We start from the raw sequence: 17,313 nt of genomic DNA on the forward strand, positions 1-17,313 counted from the left end.
GCACTGGCACTGGCACTGGCACTGGCACTGGCACTGGCACTCAACAAGCCAGTGGGCACCACAACGTCAAACCATTTTCTCATTTATCTGCATAAAAAAAAGCCTCTCGTACCACGTGGCAGAGAGGCTTTTTGTAGTGGGCGCTTTGAGAAGGCGTTTTGTCCGTTTTTCGAGACATCGCCTGCCTAATCGGCTCTTTTTAAAGGTGGGTCAGAGTCAAACCATACATGACGCCAGCAATCAGGATCATGAAGCCGACCATGGCCTTCAGACGTTCTTTCTGTCTGCGTCGCTTTTCAGCCAGTTCAGGCTGGCTCAGTATAATCTGCGTTTCCATCAGCCAATCCACCCTTGCAGAATATGGTCTGCCAGCAGTCCGCAAAACAGTAGGAACAGATACGCCAGAGAAAAGCGGAAAGAGATACGGGCTGCCTTATCTCCTGCCAAGCTTACCCCATTTTCATCCTGCGGTTCACGAAGAACACGGATGGCGCACAGCACAAACCCAAGCCCCAGCACCAACGCAGTGCCGGTATAAAGCCAGCCACATAGATGCAGCGCTGAGGGAATAAGGGAGATCGCCAGCAGCACCAGCGTATAGACAAAAATGTTCCAGCGTGTGTGCCGCGCCCCTTTGACCACTGGCAACATGGGAATTCCAGCCCGTCCGTAATCCTTGCACGCATACAGGGAGAGAGACCAGAAATGCGGGGGCGTCCAGAAAAACACGATCCCGAACATTACCACCGGCAGCACAGCCATATGGCCTGTGGCTGCGGCCCAACCAATCATGGGTGGGAAAGCGCCTGCGGCACCACCAATAACAATATTCTGCGGCGTGGAGCGCTTCAGCCACATGGTATAAATCACGGCGTAGAAGAAAATGGAAAACGCCAGAATACCTGCGGCCAAAGCATTGGTTGCCATCCACATCAGGCAGACAGAAAGGCAGGACAGACCAATTCCATAAGCCAGCGCTTCCTGTTCCGGAATACGCCCACCGGGAATAGGACGCGTAATAGTACGCTGCATCACGGCATCAATATCGCGGTCATACCACATATTGATGGCCCCAGCGGCACCAGACGCCATGCAGATGCACAGAATAGCTACGGCAGCTTCAAAAAGTGAAAGATGACCGGGGGCCATGATCATGCCCGCAGCCCCGGTAAAGACCACCAGAGAAATCACCCGGGGTTTGAGAAGCTGCACCCAGTCCTTTGCCGTTGTGCCAACACGGTCAGCTTTGAACCTGATGCGGCCTGTCGCTGAAACCTGAGCGGTTGTTTCACTCATGAGTGCACCATTGTTTCTGCAGCATCAAAAGCACCCTCGTTTCCTTCGGCGCTCTCTGCCATCGGGCGATTTTGCGTAAAGCTCAACCCCATGGTCAGCAGGAAGCAGAGGACAGAAGCACCCAGCAGGCCACCGCTCCACATCTGGCAGACAGGCGGAAGAGTTGGGATAGCCAAAGCCGTGCCAGCCGCCATCAACCCAAACTGCACAGCAGCCAGAGGCGTGGGATACCAGCGGTTACATCCCTCACCGCGCCAAAGATACAGACCGCAGAACACGGCATAAAGTGTTCCGACCTGAAGAGCAGAATGCAGGCCATCGCCCTGCATGAACTGACTGATCCAACCCGTGGAAACAACAGCCAGAAAGCCCAGACCCCATAGCATGGGAATCTTGACCGTCATGCTTGCGCGCCATGTGCCCGCCATCCACAAGGCAGCCAGCAGTACGGAAGCCAGCGTGGCGGCGCTCAGCACCAGTGTCTGGGCAGACAGCAGGGACGCAACAGTGGCAGCCCCAACCAGCCCATGGGCAAAAACGCTTTTAACCCACAGAATGCTCCCAGCCGCAGCAGAAGCACTCATAACGCCAGCAACAGGAAGAGGGGAAAAACGGGCAACCGTTGCACCCGTTTCAAAAACAATACCAAACCCAGCCAGCAGCGTGACCAGCATGATGGGTTCAGCAAACCCATCCAGCACGGAAGGCGTAAAGGCCACACCGTTCAAGATCTGGTGGCTCATGACGGCGGCCAGCACAGGCACAGTCATCAGAAGCACGGAAGACGCCAGCATTTCCCCCCACACAAACGGAGAAAAAGGCGCGCGCGCGGCACCATCAGCACGGCTATCAAAAATGGTGGCCAGAACAACCATCACGGCCAAAAGCGTGCCTGCGCACCACAGCAAGGTAGCGCCAGTCTGCCAGGGAGACGCAACCATCAGCACACCGGCGGCAGATACGCAGGCCAGAGACAGCTTGTTCAGACCTGGAAGAACCGTGCCTTCACGCTTGAGGGCACGCGGCAGCCACAAAGTACCGAAACCGCAAACCAGCGCAGGCACCACCACAAAAAGCAGCATCAAGGCCACATGCGCCTGCTCAATTCCGGCCAACAAACCGGTCTGGGGTACCATGCCAAGCTGCTGAACTGCAGAAACACCGCCACCCAGCAGACCAGCCAGAGCCGCAACCAGCAGGTAACCTGCTCCCACACCATCAACAGATGCAGTCCGCCGTACCATGCTGCTTTCCTTATTCTGGCTTTGTTCCGCACAAGCAGATGCCATGTTTCTCACCCCACGCCTTTGACAGATGTGTTCCGGGTGACGACAGACGCACCCCTGAAAGCCCCATCTATAGCGGCTTTTCCGCGCCTTAACGACCCATTTAGCTCCGCATGCCTATCGCCCCTGCCCTGTGTAGAAAGGGCGACAGCACGGAAGTGTGATCAGATGTTTTCAAGCGTAACGAGCGTAAAAAGCCCGGCCGGTGGCACCGGCTGAATCCGCGCCCGCACCAGATCTTCTGGCGGCAGAAGGGATCCCATGGCAAAATCAGGGTGCCATCCGAGTGAGCGAGAGGCACGTGCCATGCCACGTTCCACAGCACCACGGACACCGCCCGGTGCCAGAAAGTGGTTTACAAACAGAATATGACCACCGGGCTTGACCACCCGTTTGAGTTCACGCAGCAGACGGCGTGGATGCGGCACAACCGACGCCACAAACATGGCCACAGCAATATCGAAGGAATCGTCCTGAAAGGTTGTGTCTTCGGCGTCCATTTCCAGAAGCGCATCCACATTGTCGAGATGCTCTTTCTGGACGCGTTCACGCGCGCGGGCCAACATATCGCCTGACAGATCAATGCCTGTAATACGTTTGGTCTTGAGATAATGTGGAAGAGCGAGCCCCGTGCCGACACCCACTTCAAGAACATCAGTCCCTGGCAGGGCATTGACAGCCTCAACCGCCCGACGGCGACCAAAACCGGAAACACCACCGAATACGGTGTCATATACACCTGCCCACCGGCGGTAGGCGACCTTTACGGCCTCGGCATCCAGTGCTGATCGCGAAGGAGCCGGATCGTCACCCTGACCGGGCGAGCATTTGTTGAGAACGTCACTCATGGTTTCTCTGTGCCCGCTGGCGGCAATTTCTTCAAGAGCCACAACGCATCTTCCTTTGTTTTAAATAAAATGCGCCATAAAAGCGCCCTTGTCTCCGTGCCCATTGTCGCCTTACCTTCCGTGTGACCGGAACCGTTTTAGAAGAAAAGAGACATGCTGGAACTCCTGCTTGCCCTGCTCAGCCTTATTATCTGGTCATCCATTTTCATTTTCTATTTCCGCGACCCTATTTTTAACTGGCTGGACAACCGCTTTGGTAAGGACACGGTGTTTCCACCAGCAGATGACGCCTCCGATAGCCGTGCGGAACCTACTTTTTCAACGTCCCACGCCAAAACGCCGGAGTCCTCCGAGCCCGAGAAAAAAGCGTAACCCCCTCAGGCTACGCTTTTCAGTTTTGCTTCAATGCAGTCCCATATGGCACCTGCACCATTGACGCCATCAAAACGCTCCAGTTCCTGCAGGCCTGTGGGAGATGTCACATTGATTTCCGTCAGGTAATCACCAATCACGTCTATCCCCACAAAAATCAGGCCATGCTCTTTCAGGAACGGGCCGATAGCTGCGCAGATTTCCTTGTCTCTTTCTGTCAGCGCGACTTTCCGCGCCACGCCGCCAACATGCATATTGGAACGGTGATCATCCCCTGACGGCACACGGTTGATAGCGCCCACAGGCTGACCATCCACCAGAATAATCCGTTTATCCCCCTGCTTTACCGCCGGTTCATAACGCTGGATCATCAGAGGTTCACGGGAACGCGCGAAATGCATTTCCAGCAGAGCGTTCAGATTTTGATCATCTTCCTTGATCCGAAAGATGCCGCTGCCGCCATTCCCGAACAGAGGTTTGACAATAATATCCCGCCAATGGGCCCGGAAAGCGCGGATCTGCCCAACATCCCACGTTACCAGCGTTGGGGGCATGAGGTGCGGAAAATGCGTTACCAACAGTTTTTCGGGAGAATCCCGCACCCAGCGAGGATCATTGACCACGAGCGCCTTGCCCGGCCCAATTCCATGCACGTGGTCCAGCAAGTGTGTCGCGGTGATATAGGCCATATCAAATGGCGGGTCCTGCCGCATCAGCACCACATCCATCTCGCCCAGAGAGCGACGGGCAGGCTCCCCGAAGGTCGCGTGGTTGCCCTGTTCCCGCTGGACCGTCACAGGGCGCAAGGATGCGCTCACCTGCGTAGCCGTTTTACCACCAGGCGTTGTGGTTCCTTCTCCCAACGCCAGGGAGGGTACCTCATAAACAAACAGTTTATGGCCGCGCCCCTGCGCCTCCAGCATCAACGCGAAGGTAGAATCTCCGTTGATATCAACATGCTCCAGGGGGTCCATCTGGACAGCAACATTCAATGGAGATGACATACGCAGCCGCTTTCCTCAGAATCTCAGGATCAAATAAAATAACCGGACGTTATCGTATCGCTGTTCTGTCCGGCTGTCCAAGGCAGGAAAGCACAGAGCATTTTCTTTAAAGGCTGCCTGAAACATCTGTCAGGGTGCTCAGGAAGGTTTTGCGACCACTGACCTTGCAAATAATTCCTTAATTCCGGGTTGGCAGCAGAACAGCATTCCGGCTCTGCCCCGCTGCGGTGCACTGCATCTGTACATGGTAGATGGCATATGTCTCGCCCACCGCGCCATCCCGCGCACGGGAAATATCGGGCTCCTGCCCCAGAACCTTGAAGAAAGCACCATCGGGCAGATCATGCCGTCTCCTGCTACGAATAAGGTACCCGTCACCACACGACGCTGCGGGAAACGTAAACAGGTCCCATCGGGGTTCAACCGCCATTACGGGTTTGTCCAAAGGCGCATAAAATGCCAGTTCCGCCGCCAGCCCATATTCATCTGCAATCAAGAAAGAGTTGGCGGGCACGCGCGCAACAACCTCACGGGAGAAAGTCGGCCAGCCGCCCATCTGGCGCAACGTCATGTCAAAATGCGGGGAGAGTTTGAGGGGTGAAGCCACGGCCTGAATGACAATCAGCAACACGAGTGTCACGCCCAGCCCACTAGCCGCTTTCCACCCCCGCCAGTGCGGGAGCGCCGCAGCCACGGTAAGCGCCGGATAAAGCACCACGGGCCAGTTGGCCTGCACCCGCGCACCCACAGCATGCTGCAGGAATACCGCCAAAGGAACCAGAATCATGCACAGGAGCAAACGAGAGAACGAGTCCCGGCATTTCCAAAGCAGAACACAACCACCCACAAAAAACAGGAAGACGCCGGGGGATGCCAAACCGATCTGCCCACCAAGCAACTCACTGAAATAGGTCAGCATTTTTGCCGGATGCCAGTCACCGGTACGGCCACCCTGCTTCATGAAGCTGGCCCAGTGATGTGTCGCATTCCAATAAACGACCGGGCTAACAAACACAGCGGCAACAAGACCACCCAACCATGGCCAGCACGTTTTGAGCCATTGCCTCCCCGATGAGGTCAGCAGAAGCCATATCCCCATACCTGCGGCGGGAAGGACTGCAGTATATTTACTGTCAAACCCCAGACCGACGGCGGCCCCAACCACAAGCCACCATGCTCCCTTTCCGGTTGTGCAAAGCCGGGAGAGACTCCACACCATCAGCGCCATAAAGAGCAGAAGGGGCGTATCAGGCGTCATCAATAAAGTGCCCACGCCAAGGGCGACCGTTCCGTTCAAGAGAACAGCTGTGCGGAGGCCTGCTCTTTTCGCTTCGTCCGGGACGTAGCCTCTCAGAACCTGCAGCCAGTCCCGTGTCGCCATTGCCAGCACGACCGTACCAACCGCCGCAGAAAAAGGCCCCATGAGCCTGACGCCGCAAGCCGTATCTCCCCCTAGAAGGAGGCCGAGCCTGATGAACACTGCCACCATGGGGGGATGATCAAGATAGCCGGCTGCCGGTGCCAGCGCCCATAAACGGTAATAGGCTTCATCAGGCGTAAGCGGGACCAACGCTCCCATCAACACGCGTGCAGCGGTCAGCGCCAGAAGCGCCAGACTCCACCCATAATAGGACTGTTTCAGCCGCATCAGGAGGCGCTCACACGCGCCAGATGAGAGTGGAGGAAACCGCGTAATTCCACACCACTGCCAGAATTGCCCCTGCCACACTGGCCTGTGTCAGCCCTTCATGAGCCTGAAACAGCATTTGCGCCACGCCAACATTGGCCACAGCACCTATTGAACACACCAGCATGAAGGCAAGAAGACCACCCATAAAGCGCATCCCCCGCAGGCGTTTGTCCCGATAGGTAATATTATTATCGAGCACAAAGTTGAGGATCATGGCGACAACCGTCCCTCCGCCCTGCGCTACAGGAAAATCCCCCCCCATGCTGCGAATACTCTGCATGACGGCCAGATTAACGCCGACCCCAATAGAACCAACCAGACAGAAGGCAACAAAACGGAGGGGCAACCAGCCACGGCAAAGCTTGTCCAGCATCAACGCCAGAAACTGGAGCATCACGAGAGCATCCAGTTTGCTTTCTCCCGCCACACGGGCGCGGAAGCCACAGGGGACTTCCCGCACACGCAAAGGTTTTGGAGAGGAAAGCAGAATATCGAGCAGAATCTTGAACCCCGTTCCGGAAAGACGAGGGGCTACAGCCTCAAACACATCCTGCCGCAGGGCAAAGAAGCCGCTCATTGGGTCACTCAGCCTGACAGGCAACACCATCTGCGCCAGCTTTATACCACCATCAGACAAAGCGTGGCGCCATGCGTTCGCAAGGCCGGCATTGCTGCCGCCTTCAACATGGCGACTCCCAACCGCCACATCACAGCCACCGCTTTGCACGGCGTCAATCAATGCACCAAGACGCGTATCATCGTGCTGAAGGTCTCCGTCCATCACGGCGATAATCTGAGCCGAGGATGACAATGCACCTTCAATCACCGCAGAAGAAAGGCCGCGCCGCCCTACCCGGCATAATCCACGTACGCGCGCATCCTTCTGGGCAAGCTGCCTGACGGCATGCGTGGTGCCATCAGGCGAATTGTCATCAACAAACACCACTTCCCAGCGGCGTCCTGCCAGTGCGCGATCAAGGGCTGCCACCAGTGGGGCAATATTCCTGACCTCGTTGTAGCAGGGAATGATGACACTGATATCGGGACCGCCACACACCGCACCGGGCGACGCCGCAGCGTCTGACATCACGGACTGTTCCCCTCCACCCCGGCAGACAGTGGCACCCCGGTTCTCTCAAGACTGGTGCGGATGGTCTGCAAGGTCTGCACCCGGATAACATGCGGGCCTTCGGTCAAACGCCGAGTCAGTTGGTTTTCGTGAGCGGCATCCCGTGCGATCAGGCGCACGAGAAAATCTCCGCCGCCCCGAATCATGTGGCATTCGCGCACTTCCGGCCACTGTGCCAGATCCTGCTCAAAAGCGGACAGAATAGCCTCTTTCTGGCTATCCAGACCGATCAGGGCAAAAAATGTAATCGGCCAGCCCAGCATCCCGGCATCCGGTTCAGCATGATACCCCCGGATTACTCCTAGCTCCTCAAGCCGCCGCACGCGCCGCAAACACGGCGGAGCGGAGATCCCAACCCGGCGCGCCAGCTCCACATTGGTCATCCGGCCATCGTCTTGCAGTTCCGCCACAATACGCAGGTCAACAGCGTCAAGTTCTGTCACCTTATCTGTTCCATTTTACGCTGTAGCCTTTTTTCCTGAACATCTTGCTCCGTATATGCCATGCGTCTGCATGGCTCGCAAACCACTTACGCCTCTTGCTCAAATGGAAGGCTCCCGCCATATCGCAAGCAGGAATAGACGGTGCGTGCCACGCGCTCTTTCACACTGACATCTACCGGGAAGGCCTGCCTGACAATGACTGAAACCATTACAACTGACCTGCTGGTTATTGGCGCTGGCCCCGCTGGCTATACCGCCGCCATTTACGCGGCGCGCGCCAACCTCAAGCCGGTTCTTGTGGCGGGCCTTCAGCCGGGGGGGCAGCTTATGATCACAACGGACGTTGAAAACTATCCGGGCTTTGCAGAAGCGGTGCAGGGCCCATGGCTGATGGAACAGATGGCGGCGCAGGCCGAAAATGTTGGCGCGAGCATCCAGCATGACATTATTACATCCGTGGATTTCAAAGCGGGCTCTCCTTTCCGGATGGTGGGAGATTCGGGCACGCAGTACGTTGCAAAATCCGTCATCATCGCGACCGGAGCACAGGCAAAATGGCTGGGCCTGCCCAGTGAAAAGCAGCTTCAGGGCGCTGGTGTTTCCGCCTGCGCAACATGCGATGGCTTTTTCTACCGGGGCAAGAACGTTGTGGTTGTGGGGGGCGGTAATACTGCCGTTGAAGAAGCCCTGTATCTGACGCACCACGCCGCGCACGTTACCCTTGTGCACCGGCGCGATACGCTGCGGGCCGAAAAAATCCTGCAGGACCGGTTTTTCGCTAATCCCAAAACCACCATTGTCTGGAACAGTGTTGTGGAAGATATTCTGGCCGATGGTACGCCGGCCGTTGTCTCAGGCATCAAGCTCCGCAACACACAGGACAACACAACAACCGTTTATCCTACGGATGGTGTTTTCATCGCTATTGGGCATTCTCCCAACACGGGCATTTTCGCAAACCAGCTTTCACTGGATGACGAAGGCTATATTCTGACCACCCCCGGCTCAACCCGCACGTCCGTTCCCGGCGTATTTGCCGCAGGCGACGTACAGGACAAGATCTATCGTCAGGCCGTAACGGCAGCGGGAAGCGGCTGCATGGCGGCGCTGGATGCCGAGCGCTATCTGGCTGAAATACAGCACTAATTACAGCAGGTCCCTTGACCACGCCTGACAATTACTGCACGTAATAAACGAATGGCATGAATTCATGCCGTTAATCACTTTATTCAATATTGCAGGAGGCATGCGTGGACTGGGACAAACTCCGGGTTTTCCATGCTGTAGCCGAAGCGGGTTCCTTTACCCACGCTGGGGATGTCCTGAATCTGAGCCAATCTGCTGTTTCACGGCAGATTTCGGCTCTGGAGGATGTTCTTCAGGTTCCTCTTTTTCATCGCCACGCCCGAGGACTGATCCTCACCGAACAGGGCGAGACGCTGCATAAGACGGTGCGCGAAGTCTTTTCAAAACTTGAAATGACCCAAACGCTTTTAACCGAAAGCAAGGAAAAGGCAGCCGGTCGGCTACGGGTTACAACCACTACAGGCTTTGGCAATTGCTGGCTTATGCCACGACTGCACAAGTTTATGTCCGCCAATCCCGATATCGATATCTGTCTGATTCTGGAAGATAACGATCTTGATCTTGGCATGAGAGAAGCCGATGTGGCAGTGCGCATGCACGCTCCACGCCAGCCTGACCTCATTCAACGGCATCTGGCCGATTTCCATCTGCCCATTTTTGCGGCGCCGCTTTACATAGAAAAGTACGGCACGCCCAAATCGCTAGACGATATCAACGCACATCAGCTTGTTCTTTTCGGAGAGCATCATCCGCCGGTGGCGCATATCAACTGGCTGGCTGAAGCGGTTCGCCATAATGGCGCCAAACAGCAGGCCCGGCTGGAAGTCAACAGCATGGCCGCCATGGCATCCGCCATTGCATCCGGCCTTGGCATAGGCTCCATTCCCACTTACGCAGCCAAGGAATTTCCGGATCTGGTTCAGATTCTTCCTGAAGTTCCCACGCCTACGGTGGACGCCTATTTTGTTTACCCGGAAGAACTGCGCAGTTCCAAGCGCGTAGCCGTATTCCGCGACTTCCTGATGAGCGAACTGGGAATCCGCTAAAAGCAGATTATCTGCTGTTTTTCCCTTCCAAAAAAGCTCCCCTTCGGGGGAGCTTTTTTGTTATCGCCATCTTTATTTATCAATTTCTATTATAACTGTCTTCAATACGAATAATATCATCTTCCCCCAAATAAGCACCTGATTGCACTTCAATCAGCGTCAGGGGAATTTTTCCCGGATTTTCCAGTCGATGCGTGCAGCCCTGAGGCAAATACACGCTCTCGTTTTCACGCAGCAAAAGTTGCTCGTCATCCCGGGTTACCACAGCAACCCCAGCCACAACCACCCAGTGCTCAGACCGATGAAAATGCTTCTGCAAGGAAAGCTTGCCACCCGGGTTCACCACAATGCGCTTGACCTGAAAGCGGTCATTGCAGATCAACCCTTCATAAAACCCCCAGGGCCGGTAACATCTCTGGTGCGTAAAGGCTTCTGATCGCCCTTCCCGCTTCAACTGTTCCACCAGTTTCTTGACATCCTGAGCCTGATTTTTGTGCGTCACCAGCACGGCATCAGAGGTCACCACAACAACAACATCATCCAGACCGGAAACCGCCGTCAGCATCCCTTCCGAGCGAACATAGCACCCGTGTGCTCCCTCCGTCAGAACGTCCCCAATCAGTACGTTGTTGTCCGCATCCTTGTTACTGATATCCCACAGGGCATCCCAGCTTCCAACGTCTGACCATCCCAGATCTGCCGGGATAACAGCTGAAACATCGGTCTTTTCAGCAATGGCATAGTCCAGGGAAATATCCGGAGCCTGACTAAAGGCCTCTTTATCAAGCCGGATAAAATCCAGATCCGTCGTGCGCTTTTCAAAAGCAGCCTTCACATGCTCCAAAACCTTGGGAGCATATTTGTTCATTTCTTCCAGCAACACGTCCGCGCGGAAGACAAACATGCCGGAGTTCCAGAAGTAATTACCGTCTTCCACAAAACCCCGGGCGACATCAGCCGTCGGTTTTTCACGAAATGAACGAATAACAAAAGCCCCATCCACACCCGGCAGCGGTTCGCCTTTTTCAATATAGCCATACCCGGTTTCGGGCCGTGTGGGGGTCATGCCGAATGTGACAATTCTTCCGATCCGGGCTGCATCAACAGCCTTTTCCATAACAGCTTGCAAGGCATGATGGTTTTTGATTTCCGCATCCGCTGGCATCATCCACAGGACGGCCTGCGGGTTTGTCTGCGCAACCAGAAGGGCCGCAGCGGCAATAGCGGGAGCCGAATTGCGCCCGACTGGCTCCAGAAGGATACTTGGTTTCTCAACCATAACTTCGCGCAACTGCTCGGCAATCAGGAAACGATGCTCCTCATTGCAAACAATGACAGGGGGCGCAAAACCAGCGGAACTGCCGCGCAGAACTGTTTCCTGCAACATGCTGCGTTCACTCAGTAATGCCCAGAGCTGCTTGGGAAAACTGGCTCGGGACATGGGCCAGAGACGGCTCCCCGTCCCGCCCGACAACACGACAGGCACAATACCTGTTTCTGTCTTACCGTCCTGCCCCATTTTCTACGGTCCTTGTTTTATGTTCTGACAAATTATCAGAGCTGTTCAGCACTACCTCTGGCTGACTTCAAGACAAACGGCGTACAGCCAGCCTCCTGCCTTAATAGCACCCAGATGAAAGTCAATTATCTTGCTTTAAAATACCTGCGCAACGCCAGAGCAACGTCAGTCAGGTGGTTTGGGTTGCAAAAAATAACTGTGCATCATTGGACCGTTTCCATCTTGATCAGAAACAGAAATTACAAAAAGTTTATTTTACTTGCTATTTATATTTTGCCTTCACCCATATTTGCACCTGGATAAAGAAAAACCACTTTATTCAGGCCCATTTGAATATTTTCTATTCACAAAAAAAGATACTGATAGTATGTGTTACTGCATATCAGCCGATAAAATAAAAACGGATCCACCATGACTGAGAATCAGAGCTACCCCATCATTCTCGACCTGGTTGCAGAAATTGTTTCTGCCCATGTCTCCAACAACGCAACGGACCCGGCAACGATCCCGACCCTGATAAAAGATGTTTATCAGGCTCTGAAATCAGCGGATCAGCCGGTTAGCGAACCTGAAAAGCTTCAGCCTGCTGTGCCGGTGAAGCGTTCTGTTTTCCCCGACTACATCATCTGTCTGGAAGACGGCAAAAAACTGAAAATGCTCAAGCGCCATCTGCAAAGCGCTTATGGCATGACGCCTGAACAGTACCGTGAACGCTGGGGTCTGCCGGTTGATTACCCCATGGTTGCCCCGAACTACGCAGAGCGCCGTTCCACGCTGGCCCGTGAAATCGGCCTTGGCCGCAAAATTCACGCGACACCAGAAGGGGAAGATGCAAACGGTCGCGGTCGCCGCACCAAGAAAGCATCAGCCTGATTTGACCACAGAACCCCGTGAGCATTCCTCTGCTGAGGGCTGACGGGGTTTTTATGTATTGACGAACAATACCGCCATAGTGAAATCTGAAATGCGCAATCTGGTTTAAAGGCCTTGGTTGCGCATTTTGGGTCTGGGTGGCGTTCCCTTCTGAAAAATGTCCGGGTTCACCGCTCAGTAGTGTATCAGATCATATGAGTCCGGAAGGTAAGCATGACGAAATCTGAGCTCATTGCTGCTCTCATGAGAAAACACCCTCACCTTCAGCTCAAAGATATCAATCTGATCGTCAATACTGTCTTTGGCGCCATCTCCAGAAGTCTGGCCGATAACAACCGCGTAGAGCTTCGTGGATTCGGCGCATTTTCCATCAAGGAACGTGACCCGCGCATTGGCCGGAATCCCAAAACCGGGGAACAGGTTCAGGTTTCCAAGAAGTTCATTCCCTTTTTCAAAACCGGGAAAGAACTCCACGCCCGTATCAATAAGGCGCGTGAAGTTTAAAACACCGGCTGCTGACGGCGCTCTTCCATAAAGCGCTTCACCTGCCGCAAGTCTTCTAGAAAACGCTGATACTCGCGTTGTTTATCTGCCTCGTTCGGCAGACGCAGCAGGTAAGACGGGTGCACTGTAACCAATCCGTGGCTTCCGCCTTCCAGCGGAAAAATGCGTGATCGTTCCCGTGAAATTGTTACAGGACGCTTAAGCAGGCTTTGGGCGGCCGTAACGCCCATCATCACAACAAGCACGGGCTGAATCAGCCGTCGTTCTGCGTTCAGCCAGAGTCGGCATGCATCCACTGAGCTCGGCTCAGGTTTTTGATGGAGCCGCCGCGTACCCCGCCATACAAACCGGAAATGCTTGACCGCGTTGGTCACATACACATCCGGGCGCTCAATTCCGGCCTCCTGTAAAGCCCGGTCAAGCACTTGCCCTGCAGGCCCCACAAAGGGGTGCCCAGCAATATCTTCCTGATCTCCGGGCTGTTCGCCCACCAGCATGACCCTTGCCGTTATTGGGCCTTCCCCAAATACTGTTCGTGTTGCAGGCTGCCATAATGCGCAAGCGCGGCAATCCATAGCTTCACTACCCAGTTGATCAAGCGTGGTAGCTTGCGCAATGTCTTCTTCAGCGGGAGGCAAAACTGTTTTGGGATATCCCAGCCACACGCCCTCTCCGTCTCTTTGCCATAAGAGAGGCTGCTCCTCTTCACTGCCGGGACCAAATGAAAGAGCCCGTCCATCCCACTGCATCCGCCTGTACCCCGTTTGCACGGACCACGGCTCTGCAACACGAGCCAGACAATAGGAGGCATTAGCCTCAACAATATAATTGGAGAGGTGGCTGACCCACTCGCCCCGCCCGCCGTGACGGAAATAGGCGGCAAAATCTGCACGAAACCGGTGTGTTTCAGCAACCACTGCCTCAGCAAGCGCTTCCAACCGTCGCACATCCGGATCGTTTGCATGTGTGCGCAGATCCAGCCCTTCATGCATGACACGAAAAACAAACCGATAGAGCAGAGCAAACCGTTCCGGGTCATGTGCCTGGATTGCCAGCACCAGTTGTTCCACCAGACGGCGGGAAAGCCTGAGCGGTTCCTGCTTTTCTTCCTCGGAGACCGAAAACGCGGCCTGCGCATCTGGCCGAGATTGGAACAACAGCGCTGAGGGTTGCACTCGCCACGTCAGTTCTTCTGGCGATGTTCCGGCAAACACATGGTGCCGTGCGGCCCGCCGCCATGTTGCCAGATCAACCTGATGGGCCAGAAGAATCTCGGTCACGCTCTTTCTTTCCTATACTGACGCTGCTTCAAACGCTCCGTTTACCCAAACGACGCCGAAGACGCGCCAGAACGCTTGCTGCATCAATAATACCAAACGCATGCAGTAGTATTCCGTAGAAGACTGCGCCCAGCACAATCATGATACCAAGCCAGATCATGCGCAGAAACAAGCCTGCGGGAAAACCGATCACAGCTTCAACACACAGAAGTCCAGCCGCCATCAATCCTGATGCGCCAATTGTCAGTGCCATGTTACGCCCGGTTGCAGGCTCCAACTCCAAAGCCTGACGGCGACGCAGCAAGATGGTCAGAAACGCCACATTCAGAAAAGCCGCCACACTGCTGGCAAGGGGCGGCCCCACATGAAGAAGAGGCTTCATGAACAGCAGATTCAGAATGAAATTGAAGACCAGAATGCTGATCCCTACGTAAACAGGCGTCCGGGTATCCCCCCGTGCAAAAAAAGCGGGAGAGAGAACTTTCACCATCACAAATGCCGGCAAGCCGATGGCGTAAGCGCGCAGTGCCTGAGCTGAAAGAAGAGCATCATGTTCCGTAAAAGAGCCATGCCCAAACAGAACAATCATGATCGGGCCAGCCAGCACCAATAGCCCCGCCACAGCAGGGAGTGTCAGTAGCAACACATACTCGATTGACCGGTTTTGCGCGGCGCGCGCGGCCTCATGCTCACCTGCGGCCAGATGGCGTGTAAGAACTGGCAGAAGCGTTGTGCCAGCAGCCGCCCCCAGTACGCCTAACGGCAACTGGTTGATACGGTCTGCAAAATACATCAAGGAAACGCTGCCTGCAGGTAGCAAAGTGGCAATGATGGTATCAATTGTCAGATTGATCTGTCCCACCCCACTTCCAACCAACCCCGGCAGCATACGACGCACCAGCAACCGGATACGCGGCGTAAGCTGTGGCCAGAGCGGCATAAGCCCGAATCCGGCCCGATGACACGACCAGAGCAACAATCCCAACTGCACCACGCCAGACGCCGTGACACCCCACGCGGCCGCATAAGCCACATTCGGCATGAAAGGCGAGACAAACAGGATGGCCGCAATACCAACCACATTGAAGGCCAGATAAGCCGCCGCGGCCATACTGAACTTATGCAGGCCATTCAGCACCCCGGCCACAAGTGCCGCAGCACAAATCAGCACCAGATAGGGAAAGGTGATACGGCTGAGGCTCACACCAAGGGCATAACGGTCGCCCGTTTGCAAAAAACCCGGTGCAATCAGCCGTAAAACCTGCGGCATGAACAGTTCACCCGCCACGCACAGAAAAATCAGCCACGCCAGCATCACGCCAAGAGCCCGCCGTGCAAAAGTGCGGGCCTGTTCTTCCCCTTCCTGTGTCAGAACGGATGAAAACAGCGGTACAAAGGCCGCGTTAAAAGCGCCTTCCCCAAACAGCCGCCGAAACATATTGGGCAGGCGAAACGCCACCTGATACGCATCCTGTAACGCACCTGCCCCCATGAAGGCCGCCAGAAGCTGGTCGCGCACCAGACCAAGAATACGGCTGAGCATGGTCCAGCCGCCAACTGTAAGAAAATTTTTGAGCATGATTGCCGCTTATAAGAGGAGCCTGCCGCAGAGAGATAGAGGAGTTAAACAGGCAAAGCCAAAATATTCAGCGTGGCATGCCACCAAAAAGCAGTAATTATGTTACTCAAGCGACAGAGCATACCCATATTCTTATGGGCCGGGATCACCCGCCCGGCGCAAACATGCTTTTTCGGTAAACGAGGAGACGCGCCCTTCATGCCAGATCATCACAACCTGCCCTCTCTTTCCGGGCCGCCGCGTTGTGTTCTTGTCAAACCCAGTCAGCGGTCTCGGCGAGGACAGGAAGTGGCACGGGCTGTTCTGGCGTTTTTTATTCTGGCCATCGCTTTTTACACCATTCATGGTTTTCTGCCCGCTCTGGCATGGGGATGCGTGTTTGCTGTCGCAACCTGGCCCCTTTACACACGCGCACGGATGGCCTGGCCTAAGGCCGCAAAAGGCATTTTGTTACCGTTCCTCTTCACTGCGGCCATGGCGTTGATTTTTGTTATCCCCATGATGCTCATTACACTGGAAGCTGTGGGAGAAGCACAAAGTGCACTGGCGTGGCTGGAGAAAGCACGGCAATCGGGTGTTCCTGTGCCCGAGGCTATTTCCCGCCTGCCCTTTGGCAGCCAGACGCTGACCTCCTGGTGGCAGGCCCATCTTGCCAACCCGGAAGACGTTTCCGGCCTCACCGGAGCATTGGACAGTAAGGGCATGGCTTTGACCAAAGCCGTCGGCTCACAGATCGCGCACAGAGGCACTCTGTTCTGCTTCTCCATTGTCACGCTTTTCTTTCTTTATAAAGATGGCGTTTCCGTTATCCGGCAGTGCCGGGTGGCTTCCCGCCGGGCTTTTGGCAAGCGTGGAGAAACCATTGCCCGTCAGATTGTGGCCTCCATTCATGGCACTGTGCAGGGGCTGGTGCTGGTCGGCATGGCCGAAGGCCTGCTGATGGGGATTGTCTATTTTCTCTGTGGCGCCCCTCACCCAGCACTGTTTGGGGTGATCACCGGCGTTGCCGCAATGATTCCCTTCTGCGCCATGGTTGCCGTGGGCTTGGTATCTCTTCTGATTCTGGCTCAGGGAGCTTCCATCGCGGGCATCGCCACATTCTGCATCGGTGCGGTGATCATCTTTGTGGCCGACCACTTTGTGCGCCCGGTTCTGATTGGCGGCAGCACCAAACTCCCCTTCCTGTGGGTCCTGCTCGGTATTCTGGGTGGAGCGGAAACATGGGGCTTGCTTGGGCTCTTTGTTGGTCCAGCAGCCATGGCTGCATTGGACCTGCTCTGGCGGCGCTGGACAGCCGGAAACGAACGGTCGCAAGCCCCTCTGCCTCCCTCTTAATTTTAGAGGGAGTAGCAAGCCCT

General features: G+C 55.3%; 18 protein-coding genes. 7 read left to right on the forward strand and 11 right to left on the reverse strand.

All coding sequences use genetic code 11. The features are described 5' to 3' along the window. On the forward strand, positions 1–189 hold a 189-nt coding region (locus AD948_RS18520; protein ID WP_211264459.1), incomplete at its 5' end, for a hypothetical protein. A 10-nt stretch (positions 190–199) separates the two neighbouring features. On the opposite strand, the gene AD948_RS18395 is transcribed toward AD948_RS18520, so the two are convergent. The 4 genes from AD948_RS18395 to AD948_RS08320 all read right to left on the reverse strand — a co-directional run bounded on the left by AD948_RS18395 (position 200) and on the right by AD948_RS08320 (position 3,430). Beyond that, on the reverse strand, positions 200–337 hold the full coding sequence (locus AD948_RS18395) for a hypothetical protein (RefSeq protein ID WP_169797401.1): 138 nt from the start codon (positions 335–337) through the stop codon (positions 200–202). Beyond that, a complete protein-coding gene (locus AD948_RS08310; protein WP_061471475.1) occupies positions 337–1,296 on the reverse strand; it encodes a heme o synthase in 960 nt (319 codons plus the stop codon). Before AD948_RS08310 ends, AD948_RS18395 begins: the two co-directional genes overlap by 1 nt. Further along, positions 1,293–2,540 carry a heme-copper oxidase family protein gene (locus tag AD948_RS08315; protein WP_169797402.1) on the reverse strand — a complete coding sequence of 416 codons (1,248 nt, stop codon included), beginning with the start codon at positions 2,538–2,540 and terminating at the stop codon, positions 1,293–1,295. Before AD948_RS08315 ends, AD948_RS08310 begins: the two co-directional genes overlap by 4 nt. A 206-nt stretch (positions 2,541–2,746) precedes the next feature. Further along, complete coding sequence (locus AD948_RS08320; protein WP_061471497.1) at positions 2,747–3,430, reverse strand: class I SAM-dependent methyltransferase; 684 nt, start codon at positions 3,428–3,430, stop codon at positions 2,747–2,749. 153 nt (positions 3,431–3,583) lie between these two features. Between AD948_RS08320 and AD948_RS08325 the strand changes: the two genes are divergently transcribed. After that, positions 3,584–3,802 (forward strand): hypothetical protein, encoded by a 219-nt coding sequence (locus AD948_RS08325; protein ID WP_061471477.1) that lies wholly within the window; start codon positions 3,584–3,586, stop codon positions 3,800–3,802. 5 nt (positions 3,803–3,807) lie between these two features. On the opposite strand, the gene gshB is transcribed toward AD948_RS08325, so the two are convergent. The 4 genes from gshB to AD948_RS08345 form a co-directional block, all read right to left on the reverse strand. Further along, the gene (gene gshB, locus AD948_RS08330) at positions 3,808–4,806 is read right to left on the reverse strand and encodes a glutathione synthase (protein WP_058988529.1); all 999 of its coding nucleotides are present in this window, start codon (positions 4,804–4,806) and stop codon (positions 3,808–3,810) included. Between the two features lie 178 nt (positions 4,807–4,984). After that, the gene (locus tag AD948_RS08335; protein ID WP_061471478.1) at positions 4,985–6,454 is read right to left on the reverse strand and encodes a glycosyltransferase family 39 protein; all 1,470 of its coding nucleotides are present in this window, start codon (positions 6,452–6,454) and stop codon (positions 4,985–4,987) included. A gap of 10 nt (positions 6,455–6,464) precedes the next feature. Continuing rightward, the gene (locus AD948_RS08340; protein WP_061471479.1) at positions 6,465–7,583 is read right to left on the reverse strand and encodes a glycosyltransferase; all 1,119 of its coding nucleotides are present in this window, start codon (positions 7,581–7,583) and stop codon (positions 6,465–6,467) included. Next, positions 7,583–8,008 (reverse strand): Lrp/AsnC family transcriptional regulator, encoded by a 426-nt coding sequence (locus AD948_RS08345; RefSeq protein WP_264372216.1) that lies wholly within the window; start codon positions 8,006–8,008, stop codon positions 7,583–7,585. The genes AD948_RS08340 and AD948_RS08345 overlap by 1 nt, the downstream gene beginning before the upstream one ends. 255 nt (positions 8,009–8,263) lie before the next feature. Between AD948_RS08345 and trxB the strand changes: the two genes are divergently transcribed. Together trxB and AD948_RS08355 are read left to right on the forward strand one after the other, a co-directional pair. After that, entirely contained in the window at positions 8,264–9,214 is a 951-nt protein-coding gene (gene trxB, locus AD948_RS08350; protein ID WP_039903421.1) for a thioredoxin-disulfide reductase, read from the forward strand. A 104-nt stretch (positions 9,215–9,318) separates the two neighbouring features. Next, complete coding sequence (locus tag AD948_RS08355) at positions 9,319–10,200, forward strand: LysR family transcriptional regulator (protein WP_006557504.1); 882 nt, start codon at positions 9,319–9,321, stop codon at positions 10,198–10,200. A gap of 79 nt (positions 10,201–10,279) precedes the next feature. Here AD948_RS08355 and AD948_RS08360 read toward each other — a convergent pair whose 3' ends face one another. Beyond that, positions 10,280–11,719 (reverse strand): mannose-1-phosphate guanylyltransferase/mannose-6-phosphate isomerase, encoded by a 1,440-nt coding sequence (locus tag AD948_RS08360; protein WP_006557505.1) that lies wholly within the window; start codon positions 11,717–11,719, stop codon positions 10,280–10,282. A 411-nt stretch (positions 11,720–12,130) separates the two neighbouring features. Between AD948_RS08360 and AD948_RS08365 the strand changes: the two genes are divergently transcribed. Together AD948_RS08365 and AD948_RS08370 are read left to right on the forward strand one after the other, a co-directional pair. Continuing rightward, entirely contained in the window at positions 12,131–12,592 is a 462-nt protein-coding gene (locus AD948_RS08365) for a MucR family transcriptional regulator (protein WP_006557507.1), read from the forward strand. Positions 12,593–12,805: 213 nt separating this feature from the next. Next, entirely contained in the window at positions 12,806–13,096 is a 291-nt protein-coding gene (locus AD948_RS08370; RefSeq protein ID WP_039903402.1) for an integration host factor subunit beta, read from the forward strand. Here the strand turns inward: AD948_RS08370 and AD948_RS08375 are convergent. Together AD948_RS08375 and murJ are read right to left on the reverse strand one after the other, a co-directional pair. Beyond that, positions 13,093–14,376 (reverse strand): UdgX family uracil-DNA binding protein, encoded by a 1,284-nt coding sequence (locus tag AD948_RS08375; protein WP_061471480.1) that lies wholly within the window; start codon positions 14,374–14,376, stop codon positions 13,093–13,095. The two genes, AD948_RS08370 and AD948_RS08375, sit on opposite strands and share 4 nt — an antisense overlap. Positions 14,377–14,404: 28 nt before the next feature. Continuing rightward, entirely contained in the window at positions 14,405–15,955 is a 1,551-nt protein-coding gene (gene murJ / locus AD948_RS08380; RefSeq protein WP_061471481.1) for a murein biosynthesis integral membrane protein MurJ, read from the reverse strand. A 198-nt stretch (positions 15,956–16,153) separates the two neighbouring features. On the opposite strand from murJ, the gene AD948_RS08385 reads away from it, so the two are divergent. Then, positions 16,154–17,290: an AI-2E family transporter gene (locus AD948_RS08385; protein ID WP_006557511.1), complete on the forward strand. Its 1,137-nt coding sequence runs from the start codon at positions 16,154–16,156 to the stop codon at positions 17,288–17,290. Positions 17,291–17,313 lie beyond the last annotated feature (23 nt).

It is taken from the genome of Acetobacter senegalensis, from assembly GCF_001580995.1.
GTDB classification, from domain to species: Bacteria; Pseudomonadota; Alphaproteobacteria; order Acetobacterales; family Acetobacteraceae; genus Acetobacter; species Acetobacter senegalensis.